An 18,985-nucleotide genomic window follows, 5' to 3' on the forward strand; every position below is an offset into this window, starting at 1 on the left:
CCGACGCGCCGAGACACCACCGAGGACACACCCCGATGTACAAGCTCTTCTTCCAGCTCGTCTTCAAGCGGATGGACCCCGAGCAGGCCCACTACCTGGCCTTCCGCTGGATCCGCCTCGCCGCCCGTACCCCCGTCCTGCGCACCTTCGTCGCCGCCGCGCTCGCCCCCCGCTACAAGGAGCTGCGCACCGAGGCCCTCGGCCTTCGGATGCACGGCCCCTTCGGCCTCGCCGCGGGCTTCGACAAGAACGCGATCGCGATCGACGGCATGGCCATGCTCGGCTTCGACCACGTCGAGATCGGCACGGTCACCGGTGAACCGCAGCCGGGCAACCCGAAGAAGCGCCTGTTCCGCCTCGTGGCGGACCGCGCGCTGATCAACCGCATGGGCTTCAACAACGAGGGTTCGGCCGCCGTGGCCGAGCGCCTGGCGGCACGGGTGCCGGTCATCCGGACCACCGTCGGCGTCAACATCGGCAAGACGAAGGCCGTCCCCGAGGCCGACGCCGCCGCCGACTACGTGAAGTCCACCGAGCGCCTCGCCGCGCACGCCGACTACCTCGTCGTCAACGTCTCCTCGCCCAACACCCCCGGACTGCGCAACCTCCAGGCCACCGAGTCGCTGCGCCCGCTGCTGACCGCCGTGCGCGAGGCCGCCGACCGGACCGTCACCGCCCGCCGGGTCCCGCTGCTCGTCAAGATCGCCCCCGACCTCGCGGACGAGGACATCGACGCCGTCGCCGACCTCGCCGTCGAGCTGGGCCTGGACGGCATCATCGCCACCAACACCACCATCGCCCGCGAGGGCCTGGGACTGAAGTCCCCGGCCTCCCTGGTCAAGGAGACCGGCGGACTGTCCGGCGCGCCCCTCAAGGAGCGCTCCCTGGAGGTCCTGGGCCGCCTGTACGCGCGCGTGGGGACCAGGATCACCCTGGTGGGCGTCGGAGGCATCGAGAACGCCGAGGACGCCTGGCAGCGCATCCTTGCCGGCGCCACGCTCGTCCAGGGCTACAGCGCCTTCATCTACGAGGGCCCGTTCTACGCCCGCGCGATCCACAAGGGCCTGGCCGCGCGCCTGGCCGCCTCCCCGTACGCGACCCTCGCCGACGCCGTCGGCGCGGAAACCAGGAAGGCCGTGAAATGACCCAGGAGCCCTTCGGCGCACGTCTGCGTCACGCCATGGACACCCGTGGACCGCTCTGTGTGGGCATCGACCCGCACGCGTCCCTGCTGAGCTCCTGGGGGCTCGGCGACGACGTCGCGGGCCTGGAGCGCTTCACCCGTACGGTCGTCGAGGCACTGGCCGACCGGGTCGCCGTGCTCAAGCCGCAGTCCGCGTTCTTCGAGAGGTTCGGCTCGCGCGGCGTCGCCGTACTGGAGAAGGCCGTCGAGGAGGCCAGGGCGGCCGGTGCGCTGGTCCTGATGGACGCCAAGCGCGGCGACATCGGCTCCACCATGGGCGCCTATGCCGCGACCTACCTGGACAAGGACTCGCCGCTGTTCTCGGACGCGGTCACGGTCTCGCCGTACCTCGGCTTCGGCTCGCTGCGGCCCGCGCTCGACGCCGCGGCGGTCTCCGGCTCCGGCGTCTTCGTGCTGGCTCTCACCTCCAACCCGGAGGGCGCCGAGGTGCAGCGGGCCACCGCGGCCGACGGCCGCTCCCTGGCCCAGGTGATGCTCGACCACATGGCCGCCGAGAACGAGGGGGTCACCCCGCTCGGCTCGGTGGGCGCGGTGGTCGGGGCGACGCTCGGCGACGCGGGTGCGAACCTCGCGATCAACGGCCCGCTGCTCGCGCCCGGCATCGGCGCCCAGGGCGCCACACCGGCGGATCTGCCGGGCGTCTTCGGCGACGCGGTCGGCAACGTGGTGCCCAGCGTCAGCCGGGGCGTGCTGCGCCACGGTCCGGACGCGTCAGGGCTGCGCGAAGCCGCCGAACGGTTCGCGGACGAGGTCCGCGCGGCCGTCTCGGACCGCTGACACTGCCACGTAACAGGCTGTTGACGGAATCCTGACCAAAAAACTCAGGTGTTATGCCGGGAATGTCCTGGTCGGCTAAGGCTGACCAGGACTTTTAGTCCGTTCTCGCTGACTCCGGCGGCCTTGGCCGCTAGTCTCCGTCGAGAGCCAACGAGCACAGGTTGTTCGCGGCTCACCAGGTGAGGGGCGATCCCGCTGCCTCACCGGTCCGTATCCGACAGATCGACATCCGAGGTGACGTAGGCGTGGCTCTTCCGCCCCTTACCCCTGAACAGCGCGCAGCCGCGCTCGAAAAGGCCGCCGCGGCTCGCCGGGAGCGGGCCGAGGTCAAGAATCGACTCAAGCACTCCGGCGCCTCCCTCCATGAGGTCATCAAGTCGGGCCAGGAGAACGACGTCATCGGCAAGATGAAGGTCTCCGCCCTGCTGGAGTCCCTGCCCGGCGTGGGCAAGGTCCGCGCCAAGCAGATCATGGAGCGGCTCGGCATCTCCGAGAGCCGCCGGGTCCGGGGTCTCGGCTCCAACCAGATCGCATCCCTGGAGCGTGAGTTCGGCGGCAGCGCCGCCTGAGGTTCTCAGGCACTCCTGAGAACCTGGATAATCGCCCCATGGTTGCAACATCCCGGGGGACGTCCCCCGTACCCCCGGACGTACGTCCGCGGCTGACCGTGCTCTCCGGCCCCTCGGGGGTCGGCAAGAGCACGGTCGTCGCGCATATGCGCAAGGTTCACCCCGAGGTATGGCTCTCGGTTTCGGCGACGACCCGCAAGCCCCGCCCCGGCGAACGCAACGGTGTCCACTACTTCTTCGTGGACAACGAGGAGTTCGACAAGCTGATCGCCAACGGTGAACTGCTGGAGTGGGCCGAGTTCGCCGGCAACCGCTACGGCACGCCCCGGCGTGCCGTGCAGGAGCGGCTGGAGGCCGGTGAGCCGGTGCTGCTGGAGATCGACCTCCAGGGCGCCCGGCTCGTCCGTCAGTCCATGGCCGACGCCCAACTGGTCTTTCTCGCCCCGCCGAGCTGGGACGAGCTGGTGCGCCGGCTCACCGGCCGCGGCACCGAGGCGCCCGAGGTGATCGAGCGCCGTCTCGGCGCCGCGAAGGTCGAACTGGCCGCCGAATCCGAGTTCGATACGACGCTCGTCAACACCTCCGTCGAGGACGTCGCACGTGAGCTGCTAGAATTGATGCTGGAGGCTTCCGGCCACCGTGCCGGCGGCGAATGAGCACAATGAACGCACCGACGCGGGGGCACCGGCCACAAAGCCCCTGATCGTCAAAGATTTCTTTGATCTTCACCCCCTTCGGAAGGCAGAGAGTGTCCTCTTCCATCACCACGCCCGAGGGCATCATCAACCCGCCGATTGATGAGCTCCTCGAAGCAACCGACTCGAAGTACAGCCTCGTGATCTACGCCGCCAAGCGCGCGCGCCAGATCAACGCGTACTACTCGCAGCTCGGTGAGGGACTCCTCGAGTACGTCGGTCCGCTCGTCGACACCCACGTCCACGAGAAGCCGCTCTCGATCGCGCTCCGCGAGATCAACGCGGGCCTGCTCACCTCCGAGGCCATCGAGGGCCCCGCGCAGTAAGCAGGAAAACGCACCTTCACCACAGGCCCGGCGGTCACGACCGCCGGGCCTGTGGTGTGTCCCGGGGCGACGGACCCGAGCCCGCGGCGGTGAGGCAGCATGGGGGATGTACGGAGCGCGTACGTATCCGAGTGCGGGGAGACGCAGTGGACAAGCCGAAGGTCGTTCTGGGGGTCAGCGGCGGCATCGCCGCGTACAAGGCGTGCGAGCTGCTGCGCCGGCTGACCGAGTCCGGCCACGACGTCCGGGTCGTCCCGACCGAGGCATCGCTCCACTTTGTGGGCGCCGCCACCTGGTCGGCGCTGTCCGGCCATCCGGTCTCCACCGAGGTGTGGAACGACGTCCACGAGGTCCCGCACGTGCGGATCGGACAGCACGCCGACCTCGTCGTCGTCGCCCCCGCCACCGCCGACATGCTCGCCAAGGCGGCCCACGGCCTGGCCGACGACCTGCTCACCAACACCCTGCTCACGGCCCGCTGTCCGGTCGTCTTCGCACCCGCGATGCACACCGAGATGTGGGAGCACCCCGCCACCCAGGAGAACGTCGCCACCCTGCGCCGCCGGGGCGCCGTCGTCATCGAGCCCGCCGTCGGGCGTCTCACCGGCGTCGACACCGGCAAGGGCCGGCTGCCGGATCCGGGGGAGATCTTCGAGGTCTGCCGCCGCGTCCTGGCCCGCGGCATCGCCGCCCCCGACCTCGTCGGCCGGCACGTGGTGATCAGTGCGGGCGGCACCCGTGAGCCGCTCGACCCGGTCCGCTACCTCGGCAACCGCTCCTCCGGCAAGCAGGGGTACGCGCTCGCCCGCACCGCCGTCGCCCGCGGCGCCCGGGTCACGCTCGTCGAGGCCAACACCGGACTGCCCGATCCGTCCGGCGCCGACATCGTCCGCGTCGGCACCGCGGTGCAGCTGCGCGAGGCCGTGCTGAAGGCGGCGGCGGACGCCGACGTCGTGGTGATGGCGGCGGCGGTCGCCGACTTCCGCCCCACCGAGTACGCCCAGGGGAAGATCAAGAAGAAGGACGGCCAGGAGCCCGCCCCCATCGCCCTCGTACGCAATCCCGACATCCTCGCCGAGGTGTCCGCCGAGCGCGCCACGCCGGAGCAGGTCGTCGTCGGATTCGCCGCCGAGACCGACGACGTCCTCGCCAACGGCAGGGAGAAGCTGCGCCGCAAGGGCTGCGATCTGCTGGTGGTCAACGAGGTGGGGGAGCGCAAGACCTTCGGCTCGGAGGAGAACGAGGCGGTGGTACTCGCGGCGGACGGCGGCGAGACCCCGGTGCCCTACGGGCCCAAGGAAGCGCTTGCCGACACGGTCTGGGACCTCGTGTCGTCGCGTCTTGGGTGAATTTCTCGTGTCGTCGCCCCGCGGGCCCGACCCCCCGCAACACGGGCGTGAACGGCGCCGGGGCGGCCTTCCGGGCACTTCAGAGCGCCGGTGCCGCATGTCACAGATCTCCCAAAGGGCGAGACACGTTGTCCGGCAGCCGGAGCCGACCGATAAACTGGTCGAGGTTCGTACCGGGCGCAGCTCCCGGGCCGTCCGCCAAATGATCAGCCAGCAGCCGCTGCAACCCCAGGGAGCGATGTGTCCCGCCGTCTCTTCACCTCGGAGTCCGTCACCGAGGGTCACCCCGACAAGATCGCTGACCAGATCAGCGACACCATTCTCGATGCACTCCTGCGCGAGGACCCGACGTCGCGCGTCGCCGTCGAGACCTTGATCACCACCGGTCTGGTGCATGTTGCGGGTGAGGTCACGACCAAGGCCTACGCCGACATCCCGACACTGGTCCGCAACCGGATCCTTGAGATCGGCTACGACTCCTCGAAGAAGGGCTTCGACGGCGCCTCCTGCGGCGTGTCGGTGTCCATCGGCGCGCAGTCGGCCGATATCGCACAGGGCGTCGACACCGCGTACGAGAAGCGGGTCGAAGGCGACGAGGACGAGCTCGACAAGCAGGGCGCCGGCGACCAGGGCCTGATGTTCGGGTATGCCTGCGACGAGACGCCCGAGCTGATGCCGCTGCCCATCCACCTCGCCCACCGGCTCTCGCGCCGGCTGTCCGAGGTCCGCAAGAACGGGACCATCCCGTACCTGCGCCCCGACGGCAAGACCCAGGTCACCATCGAGTACGACGGCGACAAGGCCGTCCGTCTCGACACGGTCGTCGTCTCCTCGCAGCACGCGAGCGACATCGACCTCGACTCACTGCTCGCTCCCGACATCCGCGAGTTCGTCGTCGAGCACGTCCTGAACCAGCTCATCGAGGACGGCATCAAGCTCGACACCGACGGCTACCGCCTGCTGGTCAACCCGACCGGTCGTTTCGAGATCGGCGGCCCGATGGGCGACGCCGGCCTGACCGGTCGCAAGATCATCATCGACACCTACGGCGGCATGGCCCGTCACGGCGGCGGTGCCTTCTCGGGCAAGGACCCGTCGAAGGTGGACCGCTCGGCCGCGTACGCGATGCGCTGGGTCGCCAAGAACGTCGTCGCGGCGGGCCTCGCCGCCCGGTGCGAGGTGCAGGTCGCGTACGCGATCGGCAAGGCCGAGCCGGTCGGTCTCTTCGTCGAGACCTTCGGCACCGCCTCGATCGAGACCGAGAAGATCGAGCACGCCATCGGCGAGGTCTTCGACCTCCGCCCGGCCGCGATCATCCGCGACCTCGACCTGCTGCGTCCGATCTACGCCCAGACCGCTGCCTACGGCCACTTCGGCCGTGAGCTCCCCGACTTCACGTGGGAGCGCACCGACCGCGTGGACGCGCTGCGCAAGGCCGCAGGCCTGTAGGCCTGCCGGCCGCCCCTCCAGGGGCGTCGTACGTACGCCGGAGCCCGGATGCCGTCACGGTGTCCGGGCTCCGGTGCGTCCGTGTCCGGTCAGGGCCGCCCGGGACGGCCGGTCCGCGGAGGCCTGTTCGCGGAGACCCGTTCGCCCAGGCCTGTTCTCGCAGGCCCGGGTGATCGACGGCCTCGGCTGTCAGTGACATCTGGTAGGAATTTGGCTGTGAGCAGCGACGACAGGCGGTCCGACGAGCCCGGTGCCGGGGAGCCGGAGCAGCTTGCGCTGATCCGGGAGACCGTGCGCCGGGCCAAGGTGCCGCGTGCCAAACCGCGTACCTGGCGCGGGGCCGCGCTCGCCAAGGAGCTCCCCGTCGCCCGCGTGCTGGTCAACAAGGGCGTGCTCCACCTCGACCAGTACTTCGACTACGCCGTGCCCGAGGAACTCGACGCAGAGGCACAGCCCGGTGTGCGGGTGCGGGTGCGATTCGGGGCCGGGGGACGCAACGTCCGGGGCGGACGGCGCGAGGGCGGCGGGCTCATCGACGGATTCCTGGTCGAGCGGCTGGCCGAGTCCGACTACAACGGGGCGCTGGCCGCGCTCGCCTCCGTCGTCTCACCCGAACCCGTCCTCGGCCCGGGGCTGCTCTCACTCGCCCGGTCCGTCGCCGACCGGTATGCGGGCAGCCTCGCCGACGTCCTTCAGCTCGCGGTGCCGCCGCGGAACGCCCGTGCCGAGGGCAAGCCGTCGCCCGAGCCGCTGCCCCCGCCCTCGCCGCCGTCGCCCGGCACCTGGCAGCGGTACGCGCAGGGCCCCGCCTTCCTGTCCGCGCTGGCCGACGGGGGAGCGCCCCGCGCGGTGTGGACCGCGCTGCCGGGTCCGCACTGGCCGCAGGAGATCGCCGTCGCCGTCGCCGCGACCCTCGCGTCGGGACGCGGCGCGCTGGTCGTCGTCCCCGACGGGCGGACCGCGGGGCGCGTCGACGCCGCCCTGACCGGACTGCTCGGCGAGGGCCGCCACGCGACGCTGACGGCCGGTTCGGGGCCCGAGAAGCGCTACCGGGAGTGGCTCGCCGTGAGCCGCGGATCCGTGCGGGCGGTCGTCGGGACCCGGGCCGCGATGTTCGCCCCCGTCGCCGACCTCGGCCTGGTCGCGGTCTGGGACGACGGGGACTCCAGCCACAGCGATGACAACGCCCCCTTCCCGCACGTCCGTGAGGTCCTGGAGCTGCGGGCCGTGCACGGCCGGTGCGCCTTCCTGCTCGGCGGGACGAGCTGCACCGTGGAGGCCGCGCAGCTGGTCGAGAGCGGCTGGGCGCTGCCGCTGCGCGCGGACCGGGAGCAGCTGCGGATCGCTGCACCCCTGGTCCGCACCGTCGGTGACGGCGAGCTCGCGCGGGACGGCGCCGCCCGCGCGGCCCGGCTGCCGAGCCTGGCCTGGCAGACCGTGCGCGACGGGCTGCGCACCGGTCCGGTGCTGGTGCAGGTGCCGCGCCGTGGCTACGCCCCCCGGCTGGCCTGCGAGCGCTGCCGCGAGCCCGCGCGGTGCCGGCACTGCGCCGGGCCTCTGGAGGCGCCCGACCAGCAGGATCTGAACTGTGCCTGGTGCGGGAAGGCCGAGACGTCCTGGACGTGCGTCGCCTGTGGCTCCCGCCGGCTGCGCGCACAGATCGTCGGCGCCCGCCGGACCGCGGAAGAGCTCGGCCGCGCCTTTCCCGCCGTGCCGGTACGCACCTCCGGCCGCGACCACATCCTGGACTCGGTGCCCGACCAGCCCGCGCTGGTGGTCAGCACCCCGGGCGCCGAGCCGGTCGCCGAGGGCGGGTACGCGGCGGCATTGCTGCTGGACGGCTGGGCGATGGTCGGCCGCCCCGACCTGCGGGCCGGTGAGGAGGCGCTGCGCCGCTGGACGGCCGCTGCCGCGCTGGTGCGGGGGCAGCCGGAGGGCGGCACGGTGGTGATCGTCGCCGAGCCGACGCTGCGGCCCGTGCAGGCCCTGGTGCGCTGGGACCCGGTCGGCCACGCCCGGCGTGAACTCGCGGAACGGGCCGAGCTGGGCTTTCCGCCGGTGTCCCGGATGGCGTCGGTGACGGGGACGCCGGAGGCCCTCGCCGGGTTCCTGGCCGCCGCGGAACTGCCGGCGGACGCCCAGGTGCTCGGTCCGGTGCCGGTCCCGGTCGGTGAGCCCGGACGGCCCCGCAGACCCTCTGACGCACCCGTGGGCGAGGCCTGGGAGCGGGCCCTGATCAGGGTGCCACCGGGCAGCGGGGCGGCGCTGGCGGCCGCGCTGAAGGGGGCCCAGGCGGCACGCATGTCCCGTGGCGGCGGGGGCGGCGGCGCCGGCGGTGCGGTGCGGATCCGGGTGGACCCGCCGGACATCGGGTGACCCGGCGCGTGGGGGCCGGGGCCCCTGGGCTGGGGGTTCCGTCCTCAATCGCCGGACGGGCTTGGGTGCGGGTGCCCCGCGGGCGCTGTTGCCCGGTGGGTGGGGGTCCGGGGCCCCTCCGGGGCGTCTCCTCGGACGACGAACGTTCCGCGGGTACGTGATGGACCCGGGTATCTGTTCGTCGTCCTGCGGGGACTCCCCTGCACGGCCCCGGACCCGGCCGTCGCGCGTCTGCGGCAGCAGTATCGCCGGTGTTCAGACGCACGCGATGCAGGGTGGGGGCGTGCAGGGGAGTCCCCGCAGAAAATGGCGTACGACCCGGGTCCGCAGCGTTGCCGGGTGCACACGCCATTTTTGAGGAGTCTCCCCGGAGGGCCCTCACCCCCACCCACCGGGCAAGGGCGAACCCGCGGGGGACCCGCACACAAGCCCGTCCGGCGATTGAGGACGGAACCCCGCACCCCAGGGGGGTCAGCCGTTGCGCGGTCCCGGGAAGGCGCCCGGGCGCAGCTCCTCGCGCAGTGGCGGGCGGTCCGTGGACGGCTGCGGCGGCATCGAGCGCGCGGCCGGGACGGTGGGCAGCGCGGCCGCGGGGGACCCGGGAACCGCCGGCATCGGGCGCGGCACGCCCTCGGCCGCACCCTCGGCCGGCACCGGCTGGGGAGCGGCGCGCCGTGCGCCGTAGCGGCGGTGGACCGCCTGCTTGGTCACTCCGAGCGCGGAGCCCACCGCGTCCCAGGAGAAGCCCAGCGAGCGGTCGAAGTCCACTGCCGCCGTGACCAGGGTCTCGACGCTGTCCCGCAGTTCCTGGGCCAGCCTGACGGTGGGGGCCGGGGCCCTGCCGTAGACGACGAAGCCCGCGGAGGGGCCGGAGCGGCGCGGGCGGTAGACGTTGCCCAGCTGGGCGGTGAGTGTGCGCAGCGCGTCCACCTGCCGCCGGACCCGCTCGATGTCCCGCACCAGAAGATGCAGGCTGGCCCGCGCTTGGGCGTCGTGGGTTGCGTGGTCGGCCATGAAGAAGCCTCTCGAACCGGCGTTGAAAGGGATCGGGCCGCACCAGGGCGGCTCGCTTCGGTCAATCTCTCTTGACCAACGCCTCACCGGGGGATCTGGTCACGCTCCGGGGGCGTATACGCATATGAAAGGGGCGCGCAACCGTGCGTACGCCCCCCGGCGCCCTACCGGCTTCCGGGCCCATAGACTTGTGCGTTGCTCGTCACCGTAACGTTTCGGCCTGAGAGGCAGTCAGCCACCCATGAAGCTCGTCTTCGCAGGCACCCCCGAGGTAGCCGTACCCGCACTGGACGCCCTGATCGCATCCGGTCGCCATGAGGTGGCCGCCGTCGTGACCAGGCCCGACGCGCCCGCGGGGCGCGGTCGCCGGCTGGTGGCCAGTCCCGTCGCCGAGCGGGCGCAGGAGGCCGGTATCGAGGTGCTCAAGCCGGTCAGGCCACGGGACGAGGACTTCCTGGCGCGGCTGCGGGAGATCGCGCCGGACTGCTGCCCCGTCGTCGCCTACGGGGCACTGCTGCCCAAGACCGCACTCGACATCCCGGCCCGCGGCTGGGTCAACCTCCACTTCTCGCTGCTGCCGGCCTGGCGCGGTGCCGCGCCCGTCCAGCACGCCGTGATGGCGGGCGACGAGGTGACGGGAGCCTCCACCTTCCTCATCGAGGAGGGGCTCGACTCCGGACCGGTCTACGGCGTCCTCACCGAAGAGGTGCGGCCCACCGACACCAGCGGTGACCTGCTGACCCGGCTGGCCTTCGCCGGCGCCGGGCTGCTCGCCGCGACGATGGACGGCATCGAGGACGGCACCCTGCACGCTGTGCCGCAGCCCGCCGAGGGGATCACCCTGGCACCGAAGATCACCGTCGAGGACGCCCAGGTCCAGTGGGGGGCGCCCGCCCTGCGCGTCGACCGGGTGGTCCGCGGCTGTACCCCGGCCCCCGGCGCCTGGACCCTCTTCCGCGGGGAGCGCCTCAAGCTGATCCAGGCCGTGCCCGTCGTGGACCGGGCCGATCTGGCGCCCGGCGAGCTGTCCGCGGCCAAGAACAACGTGTACGTGGGCACCGGATCGCACGCGATCGAGCTGCTCTGGGTCCAGCCCCAGGGCAAGAAGCCGATGCGCGCCGCGGACTGGGCGCGCGGGGTGCGTATCGTCCCGGGCGAGCTCGTCGGCATCTGAGGGGCTTCGCGGACGGGCGGACCGGGCCGGGGACGTAGGCTGGGACGGTTCGCCCTCTCACCATCAGCGGAGCACCTTTCACGTGAACGACCAGCCGCGTCGCCGTCCCGCCAAGCCGCACCGCCGCCCGCAGAAGGATCCGGTCCGGTTCCTTGCCTTCGAGGCCCTCAGGGCCGTCGACGAGCGCGACGCGTACGCCAACCTCGCGCTTCCACCGCTGCTGAAGAAGGCCCGGGCCAAGGGCGACTTCGACAACCGGGACGCGGCGCTGGCGACCGAGCTGGTCTACGGGACGCTGCGCCGCCAGGGCACGTACGACGCGATCGTCGCCGCCTGCATCGACCGGCCGCTGGTCGAGGTCGACCCGCCGGTGCTGGACGTACTGAACATGGGCGTGCACCAGCTGCTCGGTACCCGCATCCCCACCCACGCGGCGGTCTCCGCGAGCGTGGAGCTGGCCCGGGTGGTGCTCGGTGAGGGGCGCGCCAAGTTCGTGAACGCCGTGCTCCGCAAGGTGTCCGCGGACGACTTCGACGGCTGGGTGGCGAAGGTCGCCCCCTCGTACGAGGACGACGCCGAGGACCACCTGGCGGTCGTGCACTCGCATCCGCGGTGGATCGTCTCGGCCCTCTGGGATGCCCTCGGCGGCGGGCGCGCGGGCATCGAGGACCTCCTCGAAGCCGACAACGAGCGGCCCGAGGTGACCCTGGTCGCCCGCCCCGGCCGCTCGACCACCGATGAACTGCTCGACGCCCTCGGCGAGGAGAACGGCCTGCCGGGCCGCTGGTCCCCCTACGCCGTACGCATGGCGGAGGGCGGCGAGCCCGGTGCTCTGACCGCCGTGCAGGAAGGCCGGGCCGGTGTCCAGGACGAGGGCAGCCAGCTCGTCGCCGCCGCCCTCGCCAACGCCCCGCTGGAGGGCCGGGACACCCGCTGGCTCGACGGCTGCGCCGGCCCCGGTGGCAAGGCCGCGCTGCTGGCCGCCCTGGCCGCCGGCCGAGGCGCCGCCCTGCTCGCCGCCGAGAAGCAGCCGCACCGGGCCCGCCTCGTCGAGCGCTCACTGGCCGGCAACCCCGGCCCGTACCAGGTGATCACCGCCGACGGCACCCGACCGCCGTGGCTGCCCGACACCTTCGACCGGATCCTGATGGACGTCCCGTGCTCGGGCCTCGGTGCGCTGCGCCGTCGCCCGGAGTCGCGCTGGCGCCGCCGCAAGGAGGACCTGGAGAGCTTCGCGCCCCTCCAGCGCGGACTGCTGCGCGAGGCGCTGAAGGCCGTACGGATCGGGGGTGTCGTCGGATACGCGACGTGCTCGCCGCATCTGGCGGAGACCCGGGTGGTCGTCGAGGACGTGCTCAAGGGCCGCGGCGGCGCACCGGTCGAGGCCGAGTGGGTGGACGCCCGCCCGCTGATGCCCGGAGTGCCCGCACTGGGCGACGGTCCGGACGTCCAGCTCTGGCCGCATCTGCACGGCACGGACGCGATGTACCTGGCCCTGCTGCGGCGGACCGCCTGATCGCCCCGGAAGACCTGGGCCGGGGGCGATAAGGGCGGGAATGCGCGAACTGTAATGATCCCGTGAGGCTTTGGAGCGCACCGAAGCGGGGAAGTGACCCAGGACATGGCAGGCTTGACCCCATGGCCCAGATCAACCCCAGTATTCTCTCCGCCGACTTCGCACGTCTCGCCGAGGAGGCGCAGGCCGTCGAAGGCGCCGACTGGCTCCATGTCGATGTCATGGACAACCACTTCGTGCCCAATCTGACGCTCGGCGTCCCGATCGTGGAATCACTCAGCAGGGCCACCAGCACGCCGCTGGACTGCCATCTGATGATCGAGGACGCCGACCGCTGGGCCCCGCAGTACGTCGAGGCGGGGGCGGGCTCCGTCACCTTCCACGCGGAGGCCGCGGCGGCCCCCGTCCGGCTCGCGCGGGAGATCCGGGCCAAGGGAGCACGCGCCTCCATGGCCCTCAAGCCGGCGACGCCCATCGAGCCGTACGAGGACCTGCTCCCCGAGCTCGACATGCTGCTGATCATGACGGTGGAGCCGGGCTTCGGGGGCCAGTCCTTCCTGGACATCATGCTGCCGAAGATCCGCCGCACCCGTGAGCTGATCTCCAAGCACGGACTGGAACTGTGGCTCCAGGTCGACGGCGGCGTCTCCGAGTCCACGATCGAGCGATGCGCGGAGGCGGGGGCGGACGTTTTCGTCGCGGGCTCCGCTGTGTACGGCGCCAAGGACCCGGCCGAAGCCGTCCGGGCCCTGCGCGCCAAGGCCGACGGGGCCATCGCCTCGGCGGGGTGGGCGTGCGGCCACTGACGCCGATGACGGCGCAGGCATCCGCCCCGGCCCCCGACTGCAGGTCGGCCAGGCCAAGTGCAGATGAACGCGGTCCGACGGGACCGATCAAGGATCGCCGTATCTGACAGGATGACGGCGTATCGAGAGCGTGAACAGCAGTGAGGAGAACGCGGTGTCTGCAATGTCGGCGGGCCGGTCCGCCCTGCGGATGGGGCCCGCGGAGCTGGTGCAGGCGGCGGCCATGGCCCGCCGCTTCTACCTCGAGGGCAAATCCAAGATCCAGATCGCCGAGGAGTTCGGCGTCAGCCGCTTCAAGGTGGCCCGGGTCCTGGAGACGGCCCTTGAGCGTGACCTCGTACGGATCGAGATCCGGGTCCCCGCCGAGCTGGACGCCGAGCGCTCCGACGCGCTCCGCGCCCGCTACGGGCTGCGCCACGCGGTCGTGGTCGAATCCCCGGCCGAGGAGCAGGACGACGCGGCCGACCCGGAGAACCTGGGCGAGGTGGCGGCCGATCTGCTCGGCGAACTGGTGAACGAGGGCGATGTGCTCGGCCTCGCCTGGGGACGGTCCACCATCCACATGGCGGCGGCCCTCGACCGGCTGCCGCCGTGCACGGTCGTGCAGCTCACCGGGGTGTACGACGCGGGAACGGCCGAGCGCGGCTCGGTCGAGGCCGTGCGGCGGGCCGCCCAGGTGTCCGGTGGCGAGGCCCACCCCATCTACGCGCCGATGCTGCTCCCCGACCCGGCGACGGCCGCCGCGCTGCGCCATCAGACGGGCATCGCGCGTGCCTTCGAGTACTTCGACAAGGTGACCGTCGCCGCGGTCTCCATCGGCTCCTGGGAACCCGGGATCTCCACGGTGCACGACATGCTCTCCGACTCGGAGCGCGAGCACTACGCCTCGCTGGGGGTGGCCGCCGAGATGTCGGCGCATCTCTTCGACTCGGACGGCCGCCGCGTCGGCCGTGACCTCGGCGAGCGCTGCATCACGGTCGAGGCGGACCGGCTGCGGCGGATCCCCGAGGTGGTCGCGATCGCCGGCGGCCAGCGCAAGGCCGCGGCGATCGGAGCGGTGCTGCGGTCCGGCCTCGTCACCAGTCTGGTGACGGACACCGCGGCGGCGGACTACCTGCTCACCGAGTCGGCCGCGCCGCGCAGGCCCGCACTGGAGCGGGCCGACCCGGACGGGGAGTGACAGCCGGAAGGGGGCGGGCGGTGTCATCACCGCCCGCCCCCTTCCGTGTGCTCCGCTGCGTTGCGGTCAGTCCGGCCTGACGCCCAGGACGGTCGCCTCCAGATACTGCTCCGGCTCCTTGTACTGGCTGACGTCGGCCGGGTTGTAGCGCGGTGTCTGCCGGGACCAGTCGAGATTCCCGCGCATCCAGCTCCGCATCCCGTCCAGGTACGGCTCCAGCATCCGGGCGAGCTGCGGATAGGCGGCCAGCAGCTCGGCCTCCGCGGTCAGGAAGCGCTCGGTCTCCGTGGCTATCTCCGCACAGACGTGTTCCAGCGCCTGCTGCTTGCCGAAACCGCGGTGGTGGCGGACGAGGTGGACGAGGTTGTGGATCTCGCCGAGCACCTGCTCCTTCTCGTAGGAGTAGACGTCGTTGGCCCAGCACACGACATTGCACGAGGCTTCGAGCGCGGTGATGAAGCGCGAGTCGTTGTGGATCGACTCGGGCGCCTCGATGCCGGCCACGATCTCTATCAGGTCCATGCAGACGTGTATCGCGCCCGTGTGACGGCGCTTGCCGATGTACGTCGCCTCGGACGGGACCACGCCGTCCGCGCGGTTCCCGGCCTCCCACGTGGTGGCCGTCGTGAGATAGGCGATCAGGTGCCAGGCGAAGCGCCGCCGCCAGTGCGCCGCGGCGGCCGGTGTCGTGCGTTCCCACAGGTCCGTGAGGGCGACGACCGCGGCCGGCAGCCGCTCGTTCGCCAGGGTGCCTGTGCCGGTGCCCTCGACCACGGACTGCATCAGCGCGACGACGTCCCGTACGCGGTCCGGGCTGCGGCCCAGGTGCCCGTCGTCCAGCTGGTCGTCGACGAGAAACAGCCAGACGAACCAGTCGGCGACGAGGTCCAGATTCTTGCTGTCGGCGGTCGGGTAGACCATGCCGACGAAGGCCCCGAAGTCCGCCTGTTCGAAGCGATCCCTGGCTGAATCCCGGTGCACCAGACCGGTGTTGCGGGTCCAGCTGTCGAGATGCTCCCTTACGTGCCCGACGTGCGGGTTCGTCCGCTGGGGGAACGGGCAGTAGATGTCCGGCAGTTCGCTCTCCACGGGTGGGTCGTGATCCTCTCCGGTCGTATGCGTGGCGGGAGTTGTGACCGCTCCGCCTGATGCTCCGGGGTGTTGGGTGACCCGCGGGACCTGCGCGTTTGAAGCTACCTGACCCCCAGTCACCAGGTCCAGGGAAGATGATCACGAATGATTCGCAGGTCCCTCGGGTAGGGTCTGTGGGCAAGGCAGGTTCCACTTGCCCGGGACTCCCGATCCTGTTCCTTGGAGGAACATACGAAGGCGGGAGTCGTTTGCTGTGTCTTCGTGGAAGCGACCTGCGTCATTTCGTATGAAAAAATGAGTCTTATGCGTTTTCTTGAGCCCGGCACCGGTCGATACACAGAGTCCCCCTCCGTTCCGTACGACCTCACGTACGACGATGTCTTCATGGTTCCGGGCAGGTCAGCGGTCGGATCCCGTCAGGGCGTCGACCTGTCCTCGCCCGATGGCACCGGCACCACCATCCCGCTCGTCGTCGCGAACATGACGGCCATCGCGGGCCGCCGGATGGCCGAAACCATCGCCCGTCGCGGTGGGCTCGTCGTCATCCCGCAGGACATCCCGATCGAGGTCGTCACCGAGGTCATCAGCTGGGTGAAAACGCGCCACCTCGTGCTCGACACCCCCATCGTGCTGGCCCCCGGCCAGACGGTCGCCGACGCACTGTCGCTGCTGCCCAAGCGCGCCCACGGCGCCGGGGTCGTCGTCGACGGCGAGCGGCGTCCCATCGGCGTGGTCACCGATCACGACCTGACCGGCGTCGACCGCTTCACCCAGCTCTCCGAGGTCATGTCCAAGGACCTGGTGCTGCTGGACGCGGACATCGACCCGCGCGACGCGTTCAACAAGCTCGACGGCGCCAACCGCAAGCTCGCCCCCGCGGTCGACGCGGACGGCCGGCTCGTCGGCATCCTCACCCGTAAGGCCGCACTGCGCGCCACTCTCTACACACCCGCCACCGACGCGGCGGGCAAGCTGCGGATCGCGGCCGCCGTCGGGATCAACGGCGATGTCGCGGGCAAGGCCAAGCAGCTCCTCGACGCCGGTGCCGACACCCTCGTCGTCGACACCGCGCACGGCCACCAGGAGTCCATGATCAGCGCGGTGCGCGCCGTCCGGGCGCTGGATCCGCAGGTGCCGATCGTCGCCGGCAACATCGTCGCCGCCGAGGGCGTGCGCGACCTCATCGAGGCCGGCGCGGACATCATCAAGGTCGGTGTCGGACCCGGCGCCATGTGCACCACCCGGATGATGACCGGAGTGGGCCGGCCGCAGTTCTCCGCCGTTCTGGAGTGTGCCGCAGAGGCGAAGAAGTACGGCAAGCACGTCTGGGCCGACGGCGGCGTCCGTCACCCGCGCGACGTGGCCATGGCGCTCGCCGCCGGGGCTTCCAATGTGATGATCGGCTCCTGGTTCGCCGGGACGCACGAGTCGCCCGGTGACCTCCAGCAGTCCGCCGACGGGCGCTTCTACAAGGAGTCCTTCGGCATGGCGTCCGCACGAGCCGTGAAGAACCGCACGTCGGACGAGTCGGCGTACGACCGGGCCCGCAAGGCGCTCTTCGAAGAGGGCATCTCCACCTCGCGGATGTTCCTGGACCCCTCCCGCCCCGGCGTCGAGGACCTGGTCGACTCGATCATCGCGGGCGTCCGTTCCTCCTGCACGTACGCCGGTGCGGGTTCCCTCGCGGAGTTCGCCGAGAAGGCGGTCGTCGGTGTGCAGAGCGCCGCCGGTTACGCGGAGGGCAAGCCGCTGCACGCCAGCTGGGGCTGATCCCGCCCCCTGGCATCGCTCATCGACCGTGCCTCTTCCGGCTGTTCACGCCGGGAGGGGCATCGGTGTGTTCGGGCCCCCAGGGGCCGGGGCATGACGGGGCCTCCATGGACCGGGCGTGGCCGGAAACGATGCCTGGGGCGGGCCGATCTCCATACCAACTCTGTTGAAAAATAAGTAATATGAATCCCACTCAGCTGCCCGCCACTCTGCGGTAAGGGATCTCATGTCCTTCTTCACTGACCTGGCCCATCAGTACATCGACGGAGAGTGGAGGCCGGGCAAGGGGTCCTGGGACATCATCGACTTCAACCCGTTCGACGGGGAGAAGCTCGCCTCCATCACGGTCGCCACGGCCGACGAGGTGGACCAGGCCTACCGTGCGGCCGAGACCGCTCAGCAGGCGTGGGCGGACACCAACCCCTACGCCCGTCGAGCGGTGCTGGAGAAGGCTCTGCGGGTCGTCGAGGAGCGCGAGGGCGAGATCGGTGACGCGATCGTCGCCGAGCTCGGCGGCACCCGGCTGAAGGCGGCCTTCGAACTGCACCTGGCCAAGGAGTTCCTGCGCGAGGCGATCCAGCTCGCGCTGCGCTCCACCGGGCAGATCCTGCCCTCGCCGACCCCGGGCAAGGAGAACCGGGTCTACCGGGTGCCCGTCGGCGTGGTCGGGGTCATCAGCCCCTTCAACTTCCCCTTCCTGCTGTCCCTGAAGTCCGTGGCTCCGGCCCTGGCACTGGGGAACGCGGTGGTGCTCAAGCCGCACCAGAACACCCCGGTCTGCGGCGGCACCCTGGTGGCCAAGGTGTTCGAGGACGCAGGCCTGCCGGCCGGTCTGCTGAACGTCGTCGTCACCGACATTGCGGAGATCGGTGACGCGCTGCTTGAGCACCCCATACCGCAGGTCATCTCCTTCACCGGCTCCGACAAGGTCGGACGGCACGTCGCCACGGTGTGCGCGGCGAACCTCAAGCGCTCGGTACTCGAACTCGGCGGCAACAGCGCGCTGATCGTCCTCGACGACGCCGATGTGGACTACGCCGTCGACGCGGCGGTGTTCAGCCGGTACGTACACCAGGGGCAGGTCTGCATGGCCGCCAACCGGATCCTCGTGGACCGTGCGGTGGAGCAGGAGTTCACCGAGAAGTTCGTCGCGAAGGTCGCCTCCCTGCGCGTCGGCGACCCGGCCGACCCGGCGACCCAGATCGGCCCCCTGATCAACTCGACCCAGGCCGAGGCCATCGGCGCGCTCGTCGACCAGACCGTCGAGGCGGGTGCGACGGCGCTGCTGCACGGACGGGTCGAGGGGAACGTCGTCAGCCCCTCCGTCCTCACCGGACTGGCGCCCGATTCCCCCGTGCTGTCCCAGGAGATCTTCGGCCCGGTCGCGCTCCTCGTGCCGTTCGACGGCGAGGACGAGGCGGTCCGGATCGCCAACGACACCCCGTACGGGCTGAGCGGCGCCGTGCACACCGGCAACATCGAGCGCGGCGTCCGGGTCGGGCAGCGGATCCGTACCGGCATGATCCACATCAACGACGGCACGGTCCACGACGAGCCCATCGTCCCCTTCGGCGGCGAGAAGAACTCCGGGCTCGGGCGGCTCAACGGCGACTCGATGCTGGAGGCCTTCACCACCCAGAAGTGGATCTCCGTGCAGCACGGGCGCTCGCAGTTCCCCTTCTGATCCT

16 protein-coding genes are annotated in these 18,985 nt (G+C 71.3%); 14 read left to right on the forward strand and 2 right to left on the reverse strand.

All coding sequences use genetic code 11. From position 1 onward, the window contains the following. Positions 1 to 35: 35 nt before the first annotated feature. The 8 genes from OG912_RS30265 to OG912_RS30300 all read left to right on the forward strand — a co-directional run bounded on the left by OG912_RS30265 (position 36) and on the right by OG912_RS30300 (position 8,745). On the forward strand, positions 36 to 1,145 hold the full coding sequence (locus OG912_RS30265; RefSeq protein ID WP_327712072.1) for a quinone-dependent dihydroorotate dehydrogenase: 1,110 nt from the start codon (positions 36 to 38) through the stop codon (positions 1,143 to 1,145). Beyond that, positions 1,142 to 1,981: an orotidine-5'-phosphate decarboxylase gene (gene pyrF / locus OG912_RS30270; protein WP_326735092.1), complete on the forward strand. Its 840-nt coding sequence runs from the start codon at positions 1,142 to 1,144 to the stop codon at positions 1,979 to 1,981. Before OG912_RS30265 ends, pyrF begins: the two co-directional genes overlap by 4 nt. Positions 1,982 to 2,226: 245 nt before the next feature. After that, the gene (locus OG912_RS30275) at positions 2,227 to 2,550 is read left to right on the forward strand and encodes an integration host factor (RefSeq protein ID WP_018524251.1); all 324 of its coding nucleotides are present in this window, start codon (positions 2,227 to 2,229) and stop codon (positions 2,548 to 2,550) included. Positions 2,551 to 2,588: 38 nt separating this feature from the next. Then, positions 2,589 to 3,206, forward strand: coding sequence for a guanylate kinase (gene gmk, locus OG912_RS30280; protein WP_326735091.1), 618 nt, complete (start codon positions 2,589 to 2,591; stop codon positions 3,204 to 3,206). A 92-nt stretch (positions 3,207 to 3,298) separates the two neighbouring features. Continuing rightward, positions 3,299 to 3,571, forward strand: a complete 273-nt coding sequence (rpoZ, locus tag OG912_RS30285; RefSeq protein ID WP_003970369.1) for a DNA-directed RNA polymerase subunit omega — start codon at positions 3,299 to 3,301, stop codon at positions 3,569 to 3,571. Between the two features lie 146 nt (positions 3,572 to 3,717). Continuing rightward, on the forward strand, positions 3,718 to 4,920 hold the full coding sequence (gene coaBC, locus OG912_RS30290) for a bifunctional phosphopantothenoylcysteine decarboxylase/phosphopantothenate--cysteine ligase CoaBC (RefSeq protein ID WP_327712073.1): 1,203 nt from the start codon (positions 3,718 to 3,720) through the stop codon (positions 4,918 to 4,920). A 240-nt stretch (positions 4,921 to 5,160) separates the two neighbouring features. Beyond that, positions 5,161 to 6,369, forward strand: coding sequence for a methionine adenosyltransferase (gene metK, locus OG912_RS30295; RefSeq protein WP_326735089.1), 1,209 nt, complete (start codon positions 5,161 to 5,163; stop codon positions 6,367 to 6,369). A gap of 216 nt (positions 6,370 to 6,585) precedes the next feature. Beyond that, on the forward strand, positions 6,586 to 8,745 hold the full coding sequence (locus OG912_RS30300; RefSeq protein ID WP_327712075.1) for a primosomal protein N': 2,160 nt from the start codon (positions 6,586 to 6,588) through the stop codon (positions 8,743 to 8,745). 471 nt (positions 8,746 to 9,216) lie between these two features. Here the strand turns inward: OG912_RS30300 and OG912_RS30305 are convergent, their stop codons facing one another. Next, the gene (locus OG912_RS30305; protein ID WP_327712076.1) at positions 9,217 to 9,759 is read right to left on the reverse strand and encodes a hypothetical protein; all 543 of its coding nucleotides are present in this window, start codon (positions 9,757 to 9,759) and stop codon (positions 9,217 to 9,219) included. A 241-nt stretch (positions 9,760 to 10,000) separates the two neighbouring features. On the opposite strand from OG912_RS30305, the gene fmt reads away from it, so the two are divergent. The 4 genes from fmt to OG912_RS30325 all read left to right on the forward strand — a co-directional run bounded on the left by fmt (position 10,001) and on the right by OG912_RS30325 (position 14,435). Beyond that, positions 10,001 to 10,933, forward strand: a complete 933-nt coding sequence (gene fmt / locus OG912_RS30310; RefSeq protein WP_327712077.1) for a methionyl-tRNA formyltransferase — start codon at positions 10,001 to 10,003, stop codon at positions 10,931 to 10,933. A gap of 82 nt (positions 10,934 to 11,015) precedes the next feature. Then, positions 11,016 to 12,449, forward strand: coding sequence for an RsmB/NOP family class I SAM-dependent RNA methyltransferase (locus OG912_RS30315; RefSeq protein ID WP_327712078.1), 1,434 nt, complete (start codon positions 11,016 to 11,018; stop codon positions 12,447 to 12,449). Positions 12,450 to 12,571: 122 nt separating this feature from the next. Continuing rightward, positions 12,572 to 13,255, forward strand: a complete 684-nt coding sequence (gene rpe, locus OG912_RS30320) for a ribulose-phosphate 3-epimerase (protein WP_326735084.1) — start codon at positions 12,572 to 12,574, stop codon at positions 13,253 to 13,255. 163 nt (positions 13,256 to 13,418) lie between these two features. Next, complete coding sequence (locus OG912_RS30325) at positions 13,419 to 14,435, forward strand: sugar-binding transcriptional regulator (protein ID WP_326740519.1); 1,017 nt, start codon at positions 13,419 to 13,421, stop codon at positions 14,433 to 14,435. Positions 14,436 to 14,501: 66 nt separating this feature from the next. Here OG912_RS30325 and OG912_RS30330 read toward each other — a convergent pair whose 3' ends face one another. Continuing rightward, positions 14,502 to 15,524, reverse strand: a complete 1,023-nt coding sequence (locus OG912_RS30330) for a terpene synthase family protein (protein ID WP_327712079.1) — start codon at positions 15,522 to 15,524, stop codon at positions 14,502 to 14,504. A gap of 306 nt (positions 15,525 to 15,830) precedes the next feature. On the opposite strand from OG912_RS30330, the gene OG912_RS30335 reads away from it, so the two are divergent. Further along, on the forward strand, positions 15,831 to 17,297 hold the full coding sequence (locus OG912_RS30335; protein ID WP_326735082.1) for a GuaB1 family IMP dehydrogenase-related protein: 1,467 nt from the start codon (positions 15,831 to 15,833) through the stop codon (positions 17,295 to 17,297). A 226-nt stretch (positions 17,298 to 17,523) separates the two neighbouring features. Next, on the forward strand, positions 17,524 to 18,981 hold the full coding sequence (locus tag OG912_RS30340; RefSeq protein WP_327712080.1) for an aldehyde dehydrogenase family protein: 1,458 nt from the start codon (positions 17,524 to 17,526) through the stop codon (positions 18,979 to 18,981). Positions 18,982 to 18,985: the final 4 nt, after the last annotated feature.

This window comes from Streptomyces sp. NBC_00464 (assembly GCF_036013915.1).
Classification (GTDB): domain Bacteria; phylum Actinomycetota; class Actinomycetes; order Streptomycetales; family Streptomycetaceae; genus Streptomyces.